The following is a 17,207-nucleotide window of genomic DNA, read 5'->3' on the forward strand; positions in this document are numbered from 1 at the left end:
CCCCCGATTGACGTCACGCCTAATGTGAGCGGTGTCGCCGCGATGACTCCGCCGGGGTCGCTCGTGCGTGTGCGCGATTGTATTGAGACGGATAGAGCGCAATGCGTCGGCGGGGAAAGCTCCGCGGAGGGACCGACGCTTGCCGCATTTTTCAATCAAGCCATGTGACGAGGGAGACCAAGTAGATGACGAAACAGCGACTCCAACTCACCTGGTACAACAAGGACAAAGCCCTCATCCCCACCGAGACCGGCAAGTACGGCTACACGTGGGTTGACCCGTCTGATCCGCGCTACTGCGAAACCCACACCCTCGTGTTGGACGACTATGTGCAAGGCACCCAGACACCGAAGTCTGACGAGTTCGCCTACTCCAAGCGAGCCGATCTGGAACCCCAGGACGATAACCTGCTCATCCGCGGCGAATCCGGCGACGTCGTGGAGGCCCTTACCCGCGTTCCCGAGCTGGCCGAGAAATACGTGGGTCAGGTGAAGCTGATCTACATTGATCCGCCGTTTAACACCGCGCAAACATTCGCGAGCTACGAAGACAACCTGGAGCACTCCATCTGGCTGACCATGATGCGCGACCGGCTCCTGCACATGAAAAAGCTGCTTTCGGACGACGGCTCCATCTGGGTGCACCTCGACTACGCGGAGAACCACCGTATGCGGTTGTTACTGGATGAAGTCTTCGGCGGTGGATCATTCGTTGCTGAAGTCGTGTGGCAAAAGGCCGATTCACCTCGTTCTGATGGCGATGGGCTTTCAGTAGACCAAGACGTGATCCTTGTCTACAAAAAAAGTAGCGAGTTTTCAGCGAATCGGTTGCCGCGGTTGGCCAGTAGAGATGCTCTCTATGGGTCATCTGATGGTGATCCGCGCGCTTGGATTTCTGGCGACCCAGCAGCTCCCGGAGCAGATCGTGGCGCTTTTCAACACCCGGGTGTTTATGGAATTCAGAATCCCGTGACGGGTGAACTGGTCTATCCCGCTCGGGGGCGCGTATGGAGCAATGCCCAGAAGTCAGTACTCGAGTTTCTATCAGAGACTGCTTCGTACAAGGCAGTTAGCCCTAACCTCATCAATCGAGAACGGGCGACGGGAATTCCTATGTCCCGTTTACGTGAAGACGTGCTCGACCTTGTCCTCGATGAGCCACTTCGTGAATCATCGGACATTTATGCAGGTCGCCCACTTCCGCGCTTGTATTTCACCCGTGGTGGGGCTGGGAACCTGAAAATGAAGAAGTACCTTGACGAAATCGCCTCAGATCGTGCTGCACAGACGTGGTGGATAAAGGAAGAAGTGGGGCACAACCGAGGGGCGAAAAAGGAGATTACCTCACTATTTCCTGGGTTGAACGCCTTCTCTACGCCAAAGCCGGAGCGTCTCCTCGAACGCATCATTCACATCGGCTCGAACCCTGGCGACATCGTGTTGGATGTGTTTGCTGGGTCGGGGACGACGGCTGCGGTGGCGCAGAAGATGGGTCGGCGCTGGGTGACGTGCGAGTTGCTGGAGTCGACGTTCACCACATTCACACGCCCGCGTCTGGAGAAGGTGCTCAACGATCAAGACCCGGGAGGGATAACCCGGACGAAGGGCGAACGGATCGACGCGACGGAAGACGGACTTCCTGATGGTGTCTCGCCGGAGGACGCCGCGAAATTCGCGAGCGTACTCAACAAGCTGATCAAAGACGACCCGGAACTAAAGAAGAGCGTCGAGGTGAAGTCACTGAAGGCTGCCTCGAAGACCAGACGCACGAAGGAAGTGGTCAACTGGCGTGGTGGCGGCGGCTTCCAGGTCGCGCACCTCTCACCCGCATGCTTCGACTACGACCCGGAATTGGATCGCGTGATGCTCACAGCAGCAGCAACCGGCGAAACTCTGATCCGGTCTGTGGCCGCCAACCTCGGGTTCACGCTGCTGCAACCGGATGATGACTACGTGTTCGACGCCCGCCGTGGCAACGCCCTACTCAAGGTGGTCGAAGGGGTCGCCACGGTCGAGATCGTTGACTGGCTTGCCTCCCAGATTCAGCCCGGGGAGACGATCGTGCTCGCGGCCACCACTGTGATGGACGGTGTGCGCCAGCATCTACGCAAGCTGGTGAAGGGGTCGCGGGTGGTTGCCCTGCCCGATGATGTGTTCCGTTACAGCAAAGGTGGTGACCAGTAGTGGCTGCCAAGCTAAACGTCAGTTTTGATTCGGACATGCTGGAGTCGATTAGTTCCGAGTTCGACCTGCGTGCACCGAACAAGGAAGCACTGCGCCAGCTGGTCTTCACTCTCGATGGCGACTATGACCCGGCTGAGATGCAGGTGCTCAACCTCGCTACCGGTGTGGGCAAGACTTATCTGATGGCCGCATTTGTGGAATACCTGCGCCGCCAAGGAGTCGGCAACGTCGTCATCGTCACCCCAGGCAAAACAGTACAATCCAAGACGGTGCAGAACTTCACGCCCGGGGAGCCCCGGTATATCACCGGCTCCGCTGTGCCACCCGAGGTGGTGACCCCGCAGGATTATTCGGCGTGGATCGCCCGGCAAAACGGCTCCGTCCAACTCGCGTTCGGTCGGGAAATCCCGATGCTCGCGTTCATCTTCAACATCCAACAGTTGATCGCGCCGAAGGACGCCGAGGGTGACACCCACGGGGCTACGCAGGATGCGATGCGCCGTAAGCCGCGCCGGTTCGATGAGAACGCCGGCGTGCTCTTCGACTACCTCAAGGGTCTTGATGATCTGGTGGTGATCGCCGACGAGTCCCACCTCTACGGCGCTAGTGCCACTGCGTTTAATGCTGCGCTGAAGGAACTCGACCCGGCCGCCGCGATCGGGCTGACCGCATCGGTGAATAAAAAGACCGATCACGTGATCTTCGAGTATCCGCTCTACCGCGCCATCCAGGACAAGTATGTGAAGGCCCCGGTGTTGGCGTTCCGCAAGACTGGATATGGGACCGATGAAGTCTCTGAGGAGCAGCAGTTGCGGGACGCGCTGCAGCTCCGTGCGCTCAAGCAGGCCTACTACGACTCGTACGCGGCTTCCCAGAACCGCGATCATGTGAACGCGGTGGCCTTCGTGGTCTGCTCCGATGTTGAGCACGCCACCCAGGTTGCCGAGTTGCTGCGCACCCCGGAGTACCTCGGCCGGGATGATGCCGTGCTGCAAGTGGACTCCAAGCACGAAGATGAGTTGACCCAGCGTCGCCTCGACGAATTGGATCGGCCCGAATCGCCTGTACTGGCAGTAGTCAGTGTCAACAAACTCAAGGAGGGCTGGGATGTCAAAAACATCGCGGTCGTTGTGACACTACGGGCGATGGCCTCCGAAGTGCTTACCCAGCAGACCATGGGGCGTGGCCTGCGTTTGCCGTTCGGGAAGTACACGGGCGTGTGGCAGATCGACCAACTCGACATCATTTCGCACCAGTCCTTCAAGGAACTCTTGGAGGCAGAGGACGTGCTGCGCCAGTTCGGCCTCGAAGATGCAGCATCGAGCGCAGACAAAGCCCAGGTCGAAGAAGCCATCAAACACGCCGCTCAAAACGAAGTCACAGGTGTTGGTGGCACGGGAACGCCCGGAGTTGCTGGTGGCTCTGGTATTCAACCAGGGGTGGTACCTGGAGCACCGACCGTTGGCGTCGGTGGTGAAGGGGCACCGGTCGGGTGGTCGGGCAACGGTTTCAACGAAGGTGCAGTTGCCAGCCAGGGCGGTACGCTGCCGAGTTCAACGGTTGGAGTTCGCGCTATCGATGACACGGACTTTGGTGGCGATGACATCGAGTTCGTGACCATTGCGCGAACGAAAAAACTCGCCGATGTCACATACACCTTCCCGGTCACTCGGGTGCAGGTCAACCAGCCGAAGATGCAGCTCTTCGAGATTGACGACCGCGCGCTTGAGACCGCCGCGAAACGAGTCACCTCAACCGCCGACGTGCTTCACCGCAAAGAAATCATCGCGGCGCTCGGGAAGGGGCTGAGCGGGCGCGACGCTGAGAGTGCCGAGGTTGACTCCATCCACGTGAGCGAAGAAGAAGCACGAAAGGCGCTCGTCAAGCTCGTCATCAACATGCACCTTGTGCCCAAAACCGAGCCCAACGCGCGCTACGCCGAGAAACAGCTCGTTCCCAAGTTCATGGGCAGTGTTCCGTTTGATACCTGGAGCGTGAAAGCGTTGGACTCGGCGCGCACCGAACTGTTCAAAGTGGTCGAAGCCCACGCGGTGGAGGTGCTGCGCGGCACCCAAGAGGTAGCGACGCTTCACCCGAAACCTCTACCTGGGGATGAGTTCTCGTTACCGCTGGGTGAGAAGATCTACGACCAGATCGATGATGGTCGCGCCTTTGTTCGTGGCAGGTTCTACGGTGGTTGGACAAAGTCGCTCTTCGAAGCAGAGTCCTTCGACTCGTTTTCTGGCGAGTACGAGTTGGCGCGCCTGTTGAACCGTGACCCGCACATTGTTTGGTGGCACAGGCTCCACCGCAGCGATGACGCTTATCTGTACTACACCTCGAAGGATCGTTACTTCCCAGACTTCGTGGCTTTCGATGACACGGGGGTTCTCTGGATCATCGAGGGCAAGGACACGCACGGCAGGGAAGACGCAACCGTGCAGGCGAAGCGCAAGGCAGCAGAAACCTTGGTTCGCCGTCTGACCACTGAGGATGGGTTCGACGATCAGGACTGGGGGTATCTGGTTGCCTACGAGGATGACATCAAGAAGGCTGACTCCTGGGAAGACCTGAAAACCCTGGCGAACCCGGTGAGCAGCAAAGTCGGTTAGCAGCTAGTTGGTGTCCACCCGGCGGGTAAGTCAAGCGTCACCACGTCTCCGGTGACGAAGACGAACCCAACACGGTGATAAGTAAGTACGCAGGCTCCTTCGAATACGCACAGGAAATCAGGAAGGTGGAGAGCAGGATGAGCATCCAACATCACATCGTGTACCGCCGCCCCAATCTCCTCGACAGGCTGTCCGGCGCGAGCGGCTACGAGCGCAGTGACCGTATGTCGGACTTGGTCGTCTCGATTGATAAGGGTTTGGAACGTCTTGGCGAGGGTGCCCAGCAACACCGTCTGGTAGATGTGTGGGGTTTTGCAGGTTCCCCGTTTGGCATAGTTTGTCGGGCACTCCCACACGTCTGCACGATTGGGTGTGCTGGAGTGCCAGGTCTTGTGCCCGTAACAGCGCCCGCAACTCTCGCACTGGATTCGCCGGGGCAGTCGCGACCCAAGCGAACGGTCGGCATCGGGGTCGACTCGACCAGTAAGCCAAGTGTCAGTATCGGCACGCAGGCCGTACCGAGCACAGGTGTTGAGGTGAGTGTCCCACGCTTCCTGCCAGGTGAGTATTCCCTTGGCTGCGAGGTCCTGCAGCACGAAGTTCGACAACACCACCTTCATCCTGGCCTGGACTGTCACTTGGGTTTCGAGCTTGAGTGTGCGCACCTGATACTCCTTCATCTTGCGTGGATCGTCGTGTTACATACACGCTCTAAAGCGAAGGACTATCAAGTCGATGATGCGACCCACAGCAGGCCCGTCAGTACGCGATCATCGTGCGATCCCTGGGCTAATTCCAAAGGTTCTGGCGCTCAGTTTGGTTCCCAGGGTCTAGCGGAACGGAGTCTGTTCTATGTCGATTAACGTGATGCTCAACGGTGAGAGTATCCAGATCGATAAAGCGGTGTTCAGCACACTGCTGGATAACTCGGTAGCTGGCCTCTATGCGGGGTATCAGAGTGCGCTCGAATCCGGTTCTATCAAATTCGCCGACCTCGTGAAGCTCGCAAAACACGGCGACATCCCATACCCGCTCTTCTTCTCTCCCCTTAAACTCGTGAAAGCACAGGTCGAGGCAAAAACGCAGAAGCTTCTCGACGGAATCAGCAAAGACACATTCCAAATCGGAACCAGGGCAACAGTCGAACTCCGGGAAGTTGAACTAATCGTTAAAGATCTGATCCGAAAACAAGAACTACTCAAGCATCACGACAATTCTCTTCCAACCAACACGATCGTTGGATTACTAAGCAGAGTAGGCAAATCTACAGAAGAAGACGCCGCCAAACTCATGGACGCCATCGAGCTTGGTCAAGATGACATGAGGCAGTGTGCCAACAAGACCAAGGCGCTCGATTTGCTGATTGAGCGACTAGAAGCCAGGCAAATTCTTGTTTCACGCAGCGTGCAGAACTACATGCCGCAACGCCTCAACGGCGTGAACTTCAGCGGAATGACCATACGCGACAAGAAGGTTCCCTACATTTTCCTTGCCGGGGGAGATCATGGAGACCAGCAGGAGCCGGTTGGTAGAACAATCTTCACTCTCACTCTCATGGCGGTGCTCGTCGCACGCAAAATTTTCAAACCCGTGACGTGGGACGGGCAAAGCACTGGCACAGACTTCGGGCGTGAGTACGACATTGCCGGTTCCATCCTCATGCCGACTTGGCGTATGAACGAGATCGCTCCGTCAACGCTCGACGATGTGAAAACAGCCGCCGGAGAGTTCAAAGTTACTCCGAGTGCTGTGACCGTTCGTGCAATGCGGTTGGGGCAGATCGGTCTCGACTCCGCGCGCACACTCCTGGCTGAGCTTCGTGAGGAGTTCAATACAAGAAACAAGCCCAAAGGAATGAAGAAGATCCACGCGGAGAACGCCATACGAAAGTACGCTGGCGCGGAGCTATCACGCCGCATGCTCGACGTGCTGGACGCCGGAGGGATAACCCAAAAGGACTTCTGTAGAGCAGTGTGTTTGAATCATCTCAAGCCCAGCCAGATTGAAGACCTGAGAAGGGTAGTCAATTGATAGGAATCAGCACGACATACCTCGTAGACACGAATACGCTCACGCAGCTAAAGAAGCAACGCCGCGCCAGCGAGTTCTTTCAGCAGAACGCGAGGATTCCGGCAGACGTGTTGGTCGAAGCCGAGCAGTTCCCAGACATCGCATCGCTGAGAGAACTCGAATACGAGATCACGCCAGGAGTACTCCGAGAACTCATCAGGGTGATGGCCTCCGTGGATAGCCACGACACGAAGCTGGTTGACCTATACGCGAACCGTGGCGGCGCAGATCCAGTAGTGATTGCTAGTGCCTTGAATGCAATTGCTCAGGAGTCTCAGTACCTCAACCCTCAAGAGTGGGTTGTCGTAACGGGAGACAATGCGGTTCGAGCCAAAGCGACAGCACTCCGTCTCCAAGTCATCAGTAACAAAGACTTCGCCGCGCTCATCGATAAGGAAGAAGACTGCAATGACTAGTGTCTTCAGTCCGTCGTGGAGAGGAGCACCCCAAGCCCGTCAAGCCTGCTCGTGTCGCCCAGGCAATCACACAGGCTCAACAGCATCGTCTCGGTCTGGTTGGCGCGCTGGGAACCGTTTAGCGCGGCGAGCACTTTTTGGCGGCGCACCCGCACCCGTTGGCACCGGCTCTGTTGGTGCAAGTATCGCCTTGCCGACGGATTGCTCAACGCTGAAGAATCAGGAGTACGGCCTGTCCAGCCTGTCTCAACAGTTCTGACGAGCGCCTTTGCCCCGAAACCACGCGGCTCTCGCCGTATTTCTAGGAATCGGCAGACTGCCGTTGATGCGCTTCCTTGTATCCAATCCGCTCGTTTGTGCGAGCCCGCGCTTGGCTCGGGCGCGTTCGCGATCGAGGCGGTGCGCCAGCTCGCGGAGGAGTACTTGCAGCGACGCCAGGCGGAGCTCGGCGAGCGGATCGACCCGGAGGAGTACCCGCAGGAGCTTCAGAAGGTCAAGGCCTACATTGCCCTGCACAACGTGTACGGCGTGGACCTCAACCCCACGGCGGTTGAGCTCGCGGAGGTGTCGCTGTGGCTCGATTCGATGTCGAGCGGCCTCAAGGCGCCGTGGTTTGGTCTGCGGCTTCGCGCGGGTAATTCGCTCATTGGGGCGAGGCGCGCCACGTACGCAGCGTCAAACGTGCTGAAGGCGGGGGAGAAGGCTAAGAAAACCGCGCACAACGAGGGGGGCAAAGTGCTCCCTCTAGGAGCTCGTGCAAGGCGCACCCGACCCCATCGTTCTGGGTGCGCTCTCGAAGGGTGCGGGCCCGACGGCTCCTTCGGCTCGGTGAGCGGCCAAATTTTTCACTTTCTGACTCGACCGCTGTGCGCCCGAGCCACTATGGGATCAACATTCGTGGGCGCTCTCGCCGCCTCAGACTCAACTACCGCACCACCGCGCAAAATCTGAAGCTCGCCCTCTCGATCCTCGATGGCGGCGACTACTCGGGTGCCCTCGACAGTGACGACGCGGGAAGCGACGAGCTCACAACGCGGCACGGGACCTACCGGTCCCTCATGCGCGGCCCAGCTCCTGAATTTTTCGGGGCCGAAACGCTGAGCGAGGAGTTCGACCATGTCGCGCGCGTTCTTCGGGCCTGGCTCGAAGACATGGGCGAGGAGGAGCACGCAAGTCCCCGCATCGGCATTCTCACTCGTACAAAAACGCAGCGCGATAACCTCGTGCGCGCGCTCGAGGAACGCGGTTTGCGCGTGCAAAATATCGATCGCGGTGGCTACCTCAACGGCGCGCCCGCCGTCATGACCCTCCACCGCTCCAAAGGCACCGAATTTGAACGCGTGATCCTCTTCGGCATCGACGACCAGCACGTGCCGTACGCCGTGCGCGGCTACCACTTTGATACCGACGGACACAACGAGGCGATGCTGCGCGAGCGCTCCCTGCTGTATGTGGGCGCGACCCGAGCTCGCGAACGCCTCCTCGTTACCTGGACGAGGCAGCGCAGCGCCTACCTGCCGCGCTGACGCTAGCTCCCAAGCACGAAGCGGTGGCCGAGGCCCGGCTCGGTGAGGAAGTAGCGCGGGGCGGAGGAATCCTCCTCGAGTTTCTGGCGGATCTGCGACATGTAGACGCGCACGTAGCCGGCCTCGTTCGTGTATTCGGGGCCCCACACGTTCTCGAGCAGCTCGTCCTTGCGCACGAGCTGATTGGGGTGGCTCACGAGGTAGCTCACGATGCCCCACTCGTGCGGGGTTAGGCGCGCGGGCGTGCCGTTCACGGTCGCGGTTTTTGCGGCGAGGTCGATCGTGAGGCGCCCGTCGGTGGTGGTGACGACGGGGGAGGGGGAGCCCGACGTTCGCCGCCGGAGGTTAGCGCGCAAACGCGCAAGGAGCTCCCCGAGCGCGAAGGGTTTGGTCACGTAATCGTCGGCGCCGCGATCGAGCGCTTCGATCTTCGTGTGGGTTTCGTGGCGGGCGGTCACGACGATGATCGGGACGTCTGACCAGCCGCGGATTCCGTCGATGACGTCGAGGCCGCTCATGTGCGGGAGGCCGAGGTCGAGGAGGACGGCTTCGATGGGATTGTCGGCGGCCATGACGAGCGCCTGCTCCCCGGTCGTGGCCGTGAGCACCTGGTATTTGCGGGCCGTGAGGTTCACGGTCATGGCCCTGGCCAGTGCCGGATCGTCCTCGACGATGAGAATCATGACGCGCTCCCAACGGTGGTTTCGTGTGCGGGGGTGGGCGCACTGTCGGCGGTGGCAGGGGTGATGGTGAGCGGCAGTGACAGCACCATTGTGAGCCCACCTCCTGGAGTGTCGTCGGCGGTGAGCGTGCCGCCCACGCCTTCCGCGAGCCCGCGTGCGACCGCGGCGCCGAGGCCAAGCCCGTGGCTGTTCGTCGTGTCACCGAAGCGCGTGAAGGGCGTGAACAGGCGCGCCTTGCTCTCCTCGGTGAGGCCGGGTCCGTAATCGATCACGCGAATGAGGATACGCTCGCCGTCCTGTGTCGCGTCGATCGTGACCCCTGAGTCGGTGTGTTTGGCGGCGTTGCTGATGAGGTTCTCGAGCACGCGCTCCATGAGCGCCGCATCCGTCGTGATCGCCGGCAGTTCGCGCGGAACGCGCACCTCGAGCGAAGGCGGCACGAGGGAGGGGTCCATGTGGTGGAGGGTTTGGGCAACCAGCTCGGCGGGTCCGACGGTGACTGCCTTAACCTCGAGCTTATTCGTGTGGATGCGCGACATGTCCAGGAGGTCCGCGACGATCCGATCCAGCCTGTCCGAGGACGACTCGATCGTGCGCAGAAGCTCCACCTGGGCGTCGCGGGGAAGATCAACATCGTCGAGCAGGAGACCGGAGACGGCCGTTTTGATCGTCGCGAGCGGGGTGCGCAGGTCGTGCGAGACGGCCGTCAAAAGCGCCGTGCGCACGGAGTTTGCGGCCTCGAGCTGCCGGGCCTGCGTGCGGGCCCGGTTGAGCTGCGCCTGGGTCATGAGGCTCACGAGCCGGCCCGAATAGGCCTCGAGAAGCTGCTGCTCGCTCGACGTGAGCGGGCGGCCAACGAGGGCGAGAACATGCTGGTCATCGAGTGAAAAGGCCTCGTCGGCGAGCGTGACAGATTCGATCGGGATGCCGACTTCGTACTCGGGCACGAGCGCCGTGCCCTCGACGGTGGCGAGGGCGACGCCATCCTGGCCGAACGTCGTGGCGATCTGCTCGAGGATCTCCTGAATGCCGATCCCGTCGCGAATGACGGAGCGGGCAAGCTCCGTCATGAGCTGCGCGTGCCGGCGTGCCTCCTGGGACTCGCGCTGGCGGCGCACAGCACCGTCGACGACCTGGGCGACGAGGACCGCGACGAGCACGAACACGATGAGCAGGAAGATGTTCTTCGGTTCAGTGATGGACAGCGTGTGCGTGGGCGCGGTGAAAAACCAGTTGAGCAAAAGCGCGCCGCCGATGGCGGTCGCGAGGGCCGGCCACAGGCCACCCACGAGGGCGACGACGACGGACGCGAGCACGAAGCTCATAATCGCCGTGGACAGGTGCGCCGTGGGATTGCCGAGCGCGAGGTTCGCGAGGGTGACGACGATCGTGAGAATGGTCGCTAGTACCCAGCCCGTCGCGAGTCGCGCGGGGGAGAGGCTCGTGGGCGGCGCGGGAGCCGACCAGTGCGTGGCGGGCGGGTCCACGGCGACGATGTGCACGTCGATGTCGCCGGCACCGTCGATAATCGCGGCGCTCGTGGACCGCATGAGCAGCCGCTGCGCGAAGCCCTGACGCGACGCGCCCACGACGAGTTGGCTCGCATTCACGGTCGTGGCGAAATCGAGGAGCGTACGCGGGACATCATCGCCCGAGAGCACGTGCCACGAGCCGCCGAGAGACTCGGTGAGGGAGCGCGCCTCGCTCATCTGCTCGGGCGACATGCGCGGCGGGCCATCCGCCGCGAGGACGTGAACGACGAGGAGCTCGCGTCCAGCGATGCGCCCGGCGATGCGGCGGCCACGGCGAATGAGCGCGGCAGTCTTCGGGCCGCCGCCCACGGCCACGAGGATCCTCTCGCGCGCCGCCCACGGCTCCTTGATGCCTTCCTCGCTGCGGTACTTCTCGAGACCATCGTCGACCTGATCGGCAAGCCACAAAAGCGCGAGCTCGCGAAGCGCCGTGAGGTTCCCCTTGCGGAAGAACTTGCTGAGCGCCGCATCCACGGTCGCGGGTCCATACACCTGCCCTTGCCGCAACCGCACGCGCAGCGCATCGGGGCTCAAGTCGATCAGCTCGACCTCTTCCGCTTCGCGCAGGACCGGATCGGGAATCGTCTCGTTTTGTACGTGGCCCGTAATGTTCGTGACCACGTCGTTGAGGGACTCAAGGTGCTGAATGTTCACGGTCGAGATGACATTGATGCCCGCATCGAGCAAACGGTGAACATCCTGCCAGCGCTTCGCCGTCGTATCCTCACCGTGCACGGTATGAGCGAGCTCGTCCACGAGAACGACGTCGGGCTTACGCTCGATAATCGCCGGAACATCAAGCTCGTCATACGTCGAACCGCGATAGCTCACTCGCCGAGGCGGAATCACCGGCAGCCCCTCAAGCCTTGAGGCGGTCCCCGAACGCCCGTGGGTTTCAACGACGCCCACGACGACGTCCTCCCCGCCCTTCAGGCGGTCATGGGCCTCCTCGAGCATCGCGCAGGTCTTACCTACGCCGGGGGCAGCCCCCAGATACACCTTGAGTACACCGCGCACCGTGTTCATGTCAGTCCTTCGCCGCAAGCAGGTCGAGGTTCAGGTCATTGACGTTGACGACCTCTTCACCTGCAAAGCCGAGGGTTCGCCCCTGGGTGTGCTTCTTGACGAGCTGTGCAACAGCCGACCGCGAAAGCCCCGAGTTCTTCGCCACTCGTTCGATCTGGATGCGAGCATACTCCGGGCTGATGTGCGGGTCGAGACCGGAACTACTCGCGGTCACCGCATCCGCGGGGACAACGGCCTCATCCACGCCGTTCTCGCGGGCGATAAGGGCACGCTGCTCAGCGACCTGCGCGGTGATCTCCTCACCGACGGGGCTCAGGTTCGAGCCGCCCGAAGCCAAACCGTCGTAGTTGCCCGCCGACATCCGGGGGTGGAACAGAGCGGGGTCCTTCGACGTGTCCTGAGCGATCAGGGACGACCCGACGGTGCGGCCATCGAGGCTCATCATGGAACCGTCGGCATTGTGAGCGAACGCCCGGCCCGCGACCCACACGGCCGCCGGATAAAACAGGCCAAGCACAACGAGAAGGGCAAGAAGGACGCGCGTGGAGCGCCACACGGCGGAGACGATGCCCGAGATTGTCGAGTTCATGAGTTTTCCAATCGAGAGAAAAACGACAGGGGTGGTGGGGCCGAGCCGGAGAGGTCACTCAAAGCGTTGCCCTCGCGGCTCGGCCCTCATGATTAGAGCCCGGGAATGATGCTCACGACAAGGTCGATGAGCTTGATCCCGATGAACGGAACGATGAATCCGCCAAGGCCATAAATGAGCAGGTTGCGGCCGAGGAGCTGGTTTGCAGAACCCGGCCGATACTTCACGCCCTTGAGTGCGAGAGGAATGAGCGCAACGATGATGAGCGCGTTGAAGATCACGGCCGAAAGAATCGCCGACTCGGGTGAACTCAGGCGCATGACGTTGAGCAGATCGAGGCCGGGGAACACGCTCACGAACATCGCGGGAACGATCGCGAAATACTTCGCGACGTCGTTCGCGATCGAGAACGTCGTGAGAGCGCCGCGCGTGATGAGAAGCTGCTTGCCGATCTCGACAATCTCGATGAGCTTGGTCGGATCCGAATCGAGATCGACCATGTTGCTCGCTTCCTTCGCGGCCTGCGTGCCCGTATTCATGGCCACGCCGACGTCGGCCTGTGCAAGCGCCGGAGCGTCATTCGTGCCGTCACCGGTCATCGCGACCATGTTGCCGCCGCGCTGCTCACTGCGGATCAGCGCGAGCTTATCCTCGGGCTTTGCACCCGCGAGATAGTCGTCGACACCGGCTTCTTTCGCGATTGCACGCGCCGTCAGCTCGTTGTCGCCCGTAATCATGACGGTGCGAATGCCCATCTTGCGAAGGTGCGCGAAGCGCTCCGTCATGCCTTCCTTGATGACGTCCTTGAGGTGGAGGCTGCCGAGCACGCGGCGGGCCCCGGCCTTCTCTTCGGCCACGACGAGGGCCGTGCCACCGTCGGAAGAAATCTCCCGCACAGTTTCGTTGACATCCTCCGTGACGGTTCCGCCCTTCGCGGTGACCCACTTGAGGATCTCGGAAGCCGCGCCCTTGACGATGCAGTGCTCGGGAGTGCGCTGCACGCCACTCATGCGCGTTTCCGCGCTGAACGGAATGAACTCAGCGTTTCGATATTCGCTTTCGGGAATCGGGCCAACGCCCATGGTCGTCGTCGCGAACTCCACGATCGAACGACCCTCGGGGGTCTCGTCCGCGAGAGAGGACAGTAGCGCGCCGTAGGCGATCTCGTCCTCGCTCACGCCCCGGGCGGGAATGAACGCGCTCGCCTGGCGATCACCCACCGTGATCGTGCCGGTCTTGTCCAACAGCAGAGTCGTCACGTCGCCAGCGGCCTCGACCGCGCGGCCCGAAGTCGCCATGATGTTGCGGCGCATGAGCCTATCCATGCCGGCGATACCGATCGCCGAAAGGAGCGCGCCGATCGTCGTGGGGATAAGGCACACGAGCAGGGCGATGAGAACCTCGATCGGCTGCTTCGCACCCGCGTAATCGGCCATGGGGACGAGCGTCGCGACGACGAACAAGAAGATGAGCGTGAGCACCGAAAGGAACGCCGAAAGAGCGATCTCATTCGGGGTCTTCTGCCGCTGCGCGCCCTCGACGAGGTCGATCATGCGGTCCACGAACGTGTTGCCCGGCTCCGAAGTGATGCGCACCTCGATCTCGTCCGAAAGGACGCGCGTGCCGCCCGTGACCGCCGAACGGTCGCCGCCGCTTTCGCGGATCACGGGAGCGGATTCGCCCGTAATCGCAGACTCATCGACCGTCGCGGCGCCCTTGACGACGTCGCCATCGCCCGGGATCGTCTCGCCGGCACACACCACGACGATGTCGCCGGGGCGAAGATCCGCAGCGGGCACCTCCTCGATGCTTCCATCCTCGCGGCGCACGCGGCCCACGGCCGCTGTCTTCGCGGAACGGAGCGCATCGGCCTGCGCCTTACCTCGCCCCTCGGCCACAGCCTCGGCGAGGTTCGCGAACACGACCGTGAGGAACAGCCAGATCGCGAGCGAGAACACGAACACGCTCGGCTTGAAAAAGCCCACGATGATCGTGATGAGCGCGCCCATCTCGACGATAAACATGACGGGCGTGCGCACCATGTGCGCGGGGTTCAACTTGCGCAGCGCCTGCGGGAGCGCCTTGGCAAGAGAGCGCGGCGTGAAGCCTGATCCGGAATTCGCGGTCTTCTCCTCGTGAGGCTGCGAAGAAACGCGGTCGGTCACCTGTACCTGAGTCATTTCATGAGTCCTTCAGCAAGTGGTCCAAGAGCGAGCGTCGGAAGGAAGGACAGGCCGGTCACGATGAGCGCGATGCCGGCCATGACGCCTGCAAAGAGAGGTGTGTGAGTGCGCAGGGTGCCGCGGTTGGTTGCGACAACCTCCTTGGCGGCGAGCTTGCCCGCGAGCGCCACCACGAACAGCATCGGCAGGAAGCGGCCAAGCAGCATGGCGAGGCCGAGCGCCACGTTGAAGAACGGCGTGTTCGCGTTGAGGCCCGCGAAGGCAGAGCCGTTGTTGTTGGACGCCGACGTGAACGCGTACAGCACCTCGCTGAAGCCGTGGGGGCCGCCGTTGGCGAGCGACGCGGCCGTCGACGGCAGGGCGATGGCGACCGCCGAGCCCACGAGCACGAGCACGGGCACGACGAGGATGTACAGGCTCAGAAGCTTGACCTCGGTCGGGCCAATGCGTTTGCCCATGTAGACGGGCGTGCGGCCCACCATGAGCCCGCTGATGAACACGCTCATGATCGCGATGACGAGCATGCCGTACAGGCCGGAACCGACGCCGCCCGGCGCGATTTCACCGAGAAGCATGTTGAAGATCAACACGCCGCCGGAGATCGGCTCGTAGGAGGAGTGCATCGAGTCCACGGCGCCCGTTGAGGTGAGCGTCGTCGCGGTCGCAAACAGGCTCGAACCGACGATCCCGAAGCGCGCCTCCTTGCCTTCCATCGCGGCGAGATGATCGCCCGCGAAGTGAAGCTGGAGGGCGGTCGTGGCGGCGAGCGAACCGATCGCGAGAACAGCCATCGCGCCGAGAACAGCCCAACCCTGACGCTTGTCGCCCACCATGATTCCGTAGGTACGGGGGAGGGCGAACGGGATAAGCAGGATCAGGAAGATCTCGAGGAGGTTCGTGAGGCCGTTCGGATTCTCGAACGGGTGCGCGGAGTTCGCGTTGAAGAAACCGCCACCGTTCGTGCCGAGCTCCTTGATCGCTTCCTGGCTCGCGACGGGCCCGCCGGGGATGATCTGTGTTCCACCGGTGAGGGTGTGCACGTGCTGGGCGGCGTTGAAGTTCTGGATGGCGCCGCCCGCGATCAGGAGGATCGCGCCGATGAACGCGATTGGCAAAAGGATGCGGAAGTTACAGCGCACGAGGTCAACCCAGAAGTTGCCGAGCTTATCCGTGCCGTGGCGGGCAATACCGCGAATGATCACGATAGCCACGCAGATTCCGACGGCGGCCGAAATGAAGTTCTGGAACGACATGCCCAGCATTTGCGTGAGATGGGACATCGTCGTTTCACCGCCGTACGACTGCCAGTTCGTGTTGGTCACGAACGAGGTTGCCGTGTTCCACGCCTGCGTCTCTTCGACGGGGCCGAGGCCGTGTGCCATGGGCAGCCACTGCTGAACACGCTGCAGGATGTAGAGGCCGAGCACACTCAGGAGGGAGACGGCGAGAATGTTGCGAAGGTAAATTCGCCACGAGTGCTCGCGGTCTGTTCGGATCCCCGCGAAGCGGTACACGAGCCGCTCCGGCCACAGGTGGCGCTCAGAGGTAAAGGTGCGCGCCATGTACGCGCCGAGCGGTCGATGCACCGCGACGAGTGCCGCGATGAGTACGAGGATTTGCACGAAAGCCATGACTACCCGAACCTTTCCGGTCGAATGAGTGCATAGGTCACGTACACGATTGCGGCTGCGCAGATGAGCAGCCAGGCGATATCGAGGATGGTCACAGCAGGCTCACCGCCGATGCGAGGCCCAGGCATCCTCCGAAGAACACGGTCGTCAATACGACAAACACAATGTCGAGCACGGTATGGCTCCTGAATGGTGCTGCCGGAAACCCTCCGGCGTGGCGGATCCGCAACCGGGGTACCCGGTGTGCGAAGTCGCTCGGTTGAGCGGCACTGCTATCGAACGTCGAGGTCGCCCGGACCCAAATGAAAACTGACGCGTTCTTGACGCGGCGCCGATTTTTCCTGACACATTCTTGACACCGCCTGGTCAGGGCTCACATTTTTGACCTGTTTCTCGCCGCGCGCGTGCGTGAGGTGCGCCCCGTGAACTTGGAGGCGGGGCGCGGGGCCGCTATGCTGTTGTAGTTCGAGTAACAGGGGCCTTTAGCTCAGTTGGCAGAGCATCGGACTTTTAATCCGCGGGTCGCGGGTTCGATCCCCGCAGGGCCCACTCGACGAAGGAGCGGGCGGCTCGGTCATCGCGACCGGGCCGCCCGTTTCGCATACACGCCAGGTCTTGGTCGTCCGTTTTCAGCCGCCGTCCGCGCCCCGCTGCCGGCTTCCGCCGCCTACAGCCCCGCCCCACCTTCGCCGCAGTCCACCGTCGGCTACAGCCCCGCCCCACCCCCCCGTCTCTGTTTATGGAGAATCTGTCTCA

At 61.6% G+C, this 17,207-nt stretch carries 13 protein-coding genes and 1 tRNA gene; 7 read left to right on the forward strand and 7 right to left on the reverse strand.

Going from position 1 to position 17,207, the window contains the following annotated elements; translation table 11 throughout:
* Positions 1-185: 185 nt before the first annotated feature.
* Both DEHOM01_RS04080 and DEHOM01_RS04085 read left to right on the forward strand, forming a co-directional pair.
* On the forward strand, positions 186-2,183 hold the full coding sequence (locus DEHOM01_RS04080; RefSeq protein WP_061211620.1) for a site-specific DNA-methyltransferase: 1,998 nt from the start codon (positions 186-188) through the stop codon (positions 2,181-2,183).
* Positions 2,183-4,795 (forward strand): DEAD/DEAH box helicase, encoded by a 2,613-nt coding sequence (locus tag DEHOM01_RS04085; RefSeq protein ID WP_061211621.1) that lies wholly within the window; start codon positions 2,183-2,185, stop codon positions 4,793-4,795. The genes DEHOM01_RS04080 and DEHOM01_RS04085 overlap by 1 nt, the downstream gene beginning before the upstream one ends.
* Here DEHOM01_RS04085 and DEHOM01_RS04090 read toward each other — a convergent pair.
* Positions 4,792-5,460, reverse strand: a complete 669-nt coding sequence (locus DEHOM01_RS04090; RefSeq protein WP_061211622.1) for a hypothetical protein — start codon at positions 5,458-5,460, stop codon at positions 4,792-4,794. The genes DEHOM01_RS04085 and DEHOM01_RS04090 overlap by 4 nt on opposite strands.
* 187 nt (positions 5,461-5,647) lie before the next feature.
* Between DEHOM01_RS04090 and DEHOM01_RS04095 the strand changes: the two genes are divergently transcribed.
* The 4 genes from DEHOM01_RS04095 to DEHOM01_RS04110 all read left to right on the forward strand — a co-directional run bounded on the left by DEHOM01_RS04095 (position 5,648) and on the right by DEHOM01_RS04110 (position 8,807).
* Positions 5,648-6,826 carry a hypothetical protein gene (locus DEHOM01_RS04095; protein WP_061211623.1) on the forward strand — a complete coding sequence of 393 codons (1,179 nt, stop codon included), beginning with the start codon at positions 5,648-5,650 and terminating at the stop codon, positions 6,824-6,826.
* Positions 6,823-7,281 (forward strand): hypothetical protein, encoded by a 459-nt coding sequence (locus DEHOM01_RS04100; RefSeq protein ID WP_061211624.1) that lies wholly within the window; start codon positions 6,823-6,825, stop codon positions 7,279-7,281. Before DEHOM01_RS04095 ends, DEHOM01_RS04100 begins: the two co-directional genes overlap by 4 nt.
* Positions 7,282-7,635: 354 nt before the next feature.
* Complete coding sequence (locus DEHOM01_RS10200; RefSeq protein ID WP_061211625.1) at positions 7,636-8,232, forward strand: hypothetical protein; 597 nt, start codon at positions 7,636-7,638, stop codon at positions 8,230-8,232.
* The gene (locus tag DEHOM01_RS04110; RefSeq protein ID WP_061211626.1) at positions 8,148-8,807 is read left to right on the forward strand and encodes a 3'-5' exonuclease; all 660 of its coding nucleotides are present in this window, start codon (positions 8,148-8,150) and stop codon (positions 8,805-8,807) included. The genes DEHOM01_RS10200 and DEHOM01_RS04110 overlap by 85 nt, the downstream gene beginning before the upstream one ends.
* Positions 8,808-8,809: 2 nt before the next feature.
* Here the strand turns inward: DEHOM01_RS04110 and DEHOM01_RS04115 are convergent, their stop codons facing one another.
* From DEHOM01_RS04115 to DEHOM01_RS09715, 6 genes are all read right to left on the reverse strand, one after another.
* On the reverse strand, positions 8,810-9,490 hold the full coding sequence (locus DEHOM01_RS04115; protein ID WP_061211627.1) for a response regulator: 681 nt from the start codon (positions 9,488-9,490) through the stop codon (positions 8,810-8,812).
* Entirely contained in the window at positions 9,487-12,048 is a 2,562-nt protein-coding gene (locus DEHOM01_RS04120) for a DUF4118 domain-containing protein (RefSeq protein WP_061211628.1), read from the reverse strand. The genes DEHOM01_RS04115 and DEHOM01_RS04120 overlap by 4 nt, the downstream gene beginning before the upstream one ends.
* A 1-nt stretch (position 12,049) precedes the next feature.
* Positions 12,050-12,637, reverse strand: a complete 588-nt coding sequence (locus tag DEHOM01_RS04125; RefSeq protein WP_061211629.1) for a potassium-transporting ATPase subunit C — start codon at positions 12,635-12,637, stop codon at positions 12,050-12,052.
* A 92-nt stretch (positions 12,638-12,729) separates the two neighbouring features.
* The gene (gene kdpB / locus DEHOM01_RS04130; RefSeq protein ID WP_061211630.1) at positions 12,730-14,817 is read right to left on the reverse strand and encodes a potassium-transporting ATPase subunit KdpB; all 2,088 of its coding nucleotides are present in this window, start codon (positions 14,815-14,817) and stop codon (positions 12,730-12,732) included.
* Positions 14,814-16,451, reverse strand: a complete 1,638-nt coding sequence (kdpA, locus tag DEHOM01_RS04135) for a potassium-transporting ATPase subunit KdpA (protein ID WP_061211631.1) — start codon at positions 16,449-16,451, stop codon at positions 14,814-14,816. Before kdpA ends, kdpB begins: the two co-directional genes overlap by 4 nt.
* Before the next feature lie 2 nt (positions 16,452-16,453).
* Positions 16,454-16,579: a potassium-transporting ATPase subunit F gene (locus DEHOM01_RS09715; RefSeq protein WP_082628504.1), complete on the reverse strand. Its 126-nt coding sequence runs from the start codon at positions 16,577-16,579 to the stop codon at positions 16,454-16,456.
* A gap of 348 nt (positions 16,580-16,927) precedes the next feature.
* On the opposite strand from DEHOM01_RS09715, the gene DEHOM01_RS04140 reads away from it, so the two are divergent.
* Positions 16,928-17,000 (forward strand) — tRNA-Lys (locus DEHOM01_RS04140).
* Positions 17,001-17,207 lie beyond the last annotated feature (207 nt).

Origin of the sequence: Dermabacter hominis NBRC 106157 (assembly GCF_001570785.1) — a bacterium.
Lineage (GTDB): Bacteria > Actinomycetota > Actinomycetes > Actinomycetales > Dermabacteraceae > Dermabacter > Dermabacter hominis.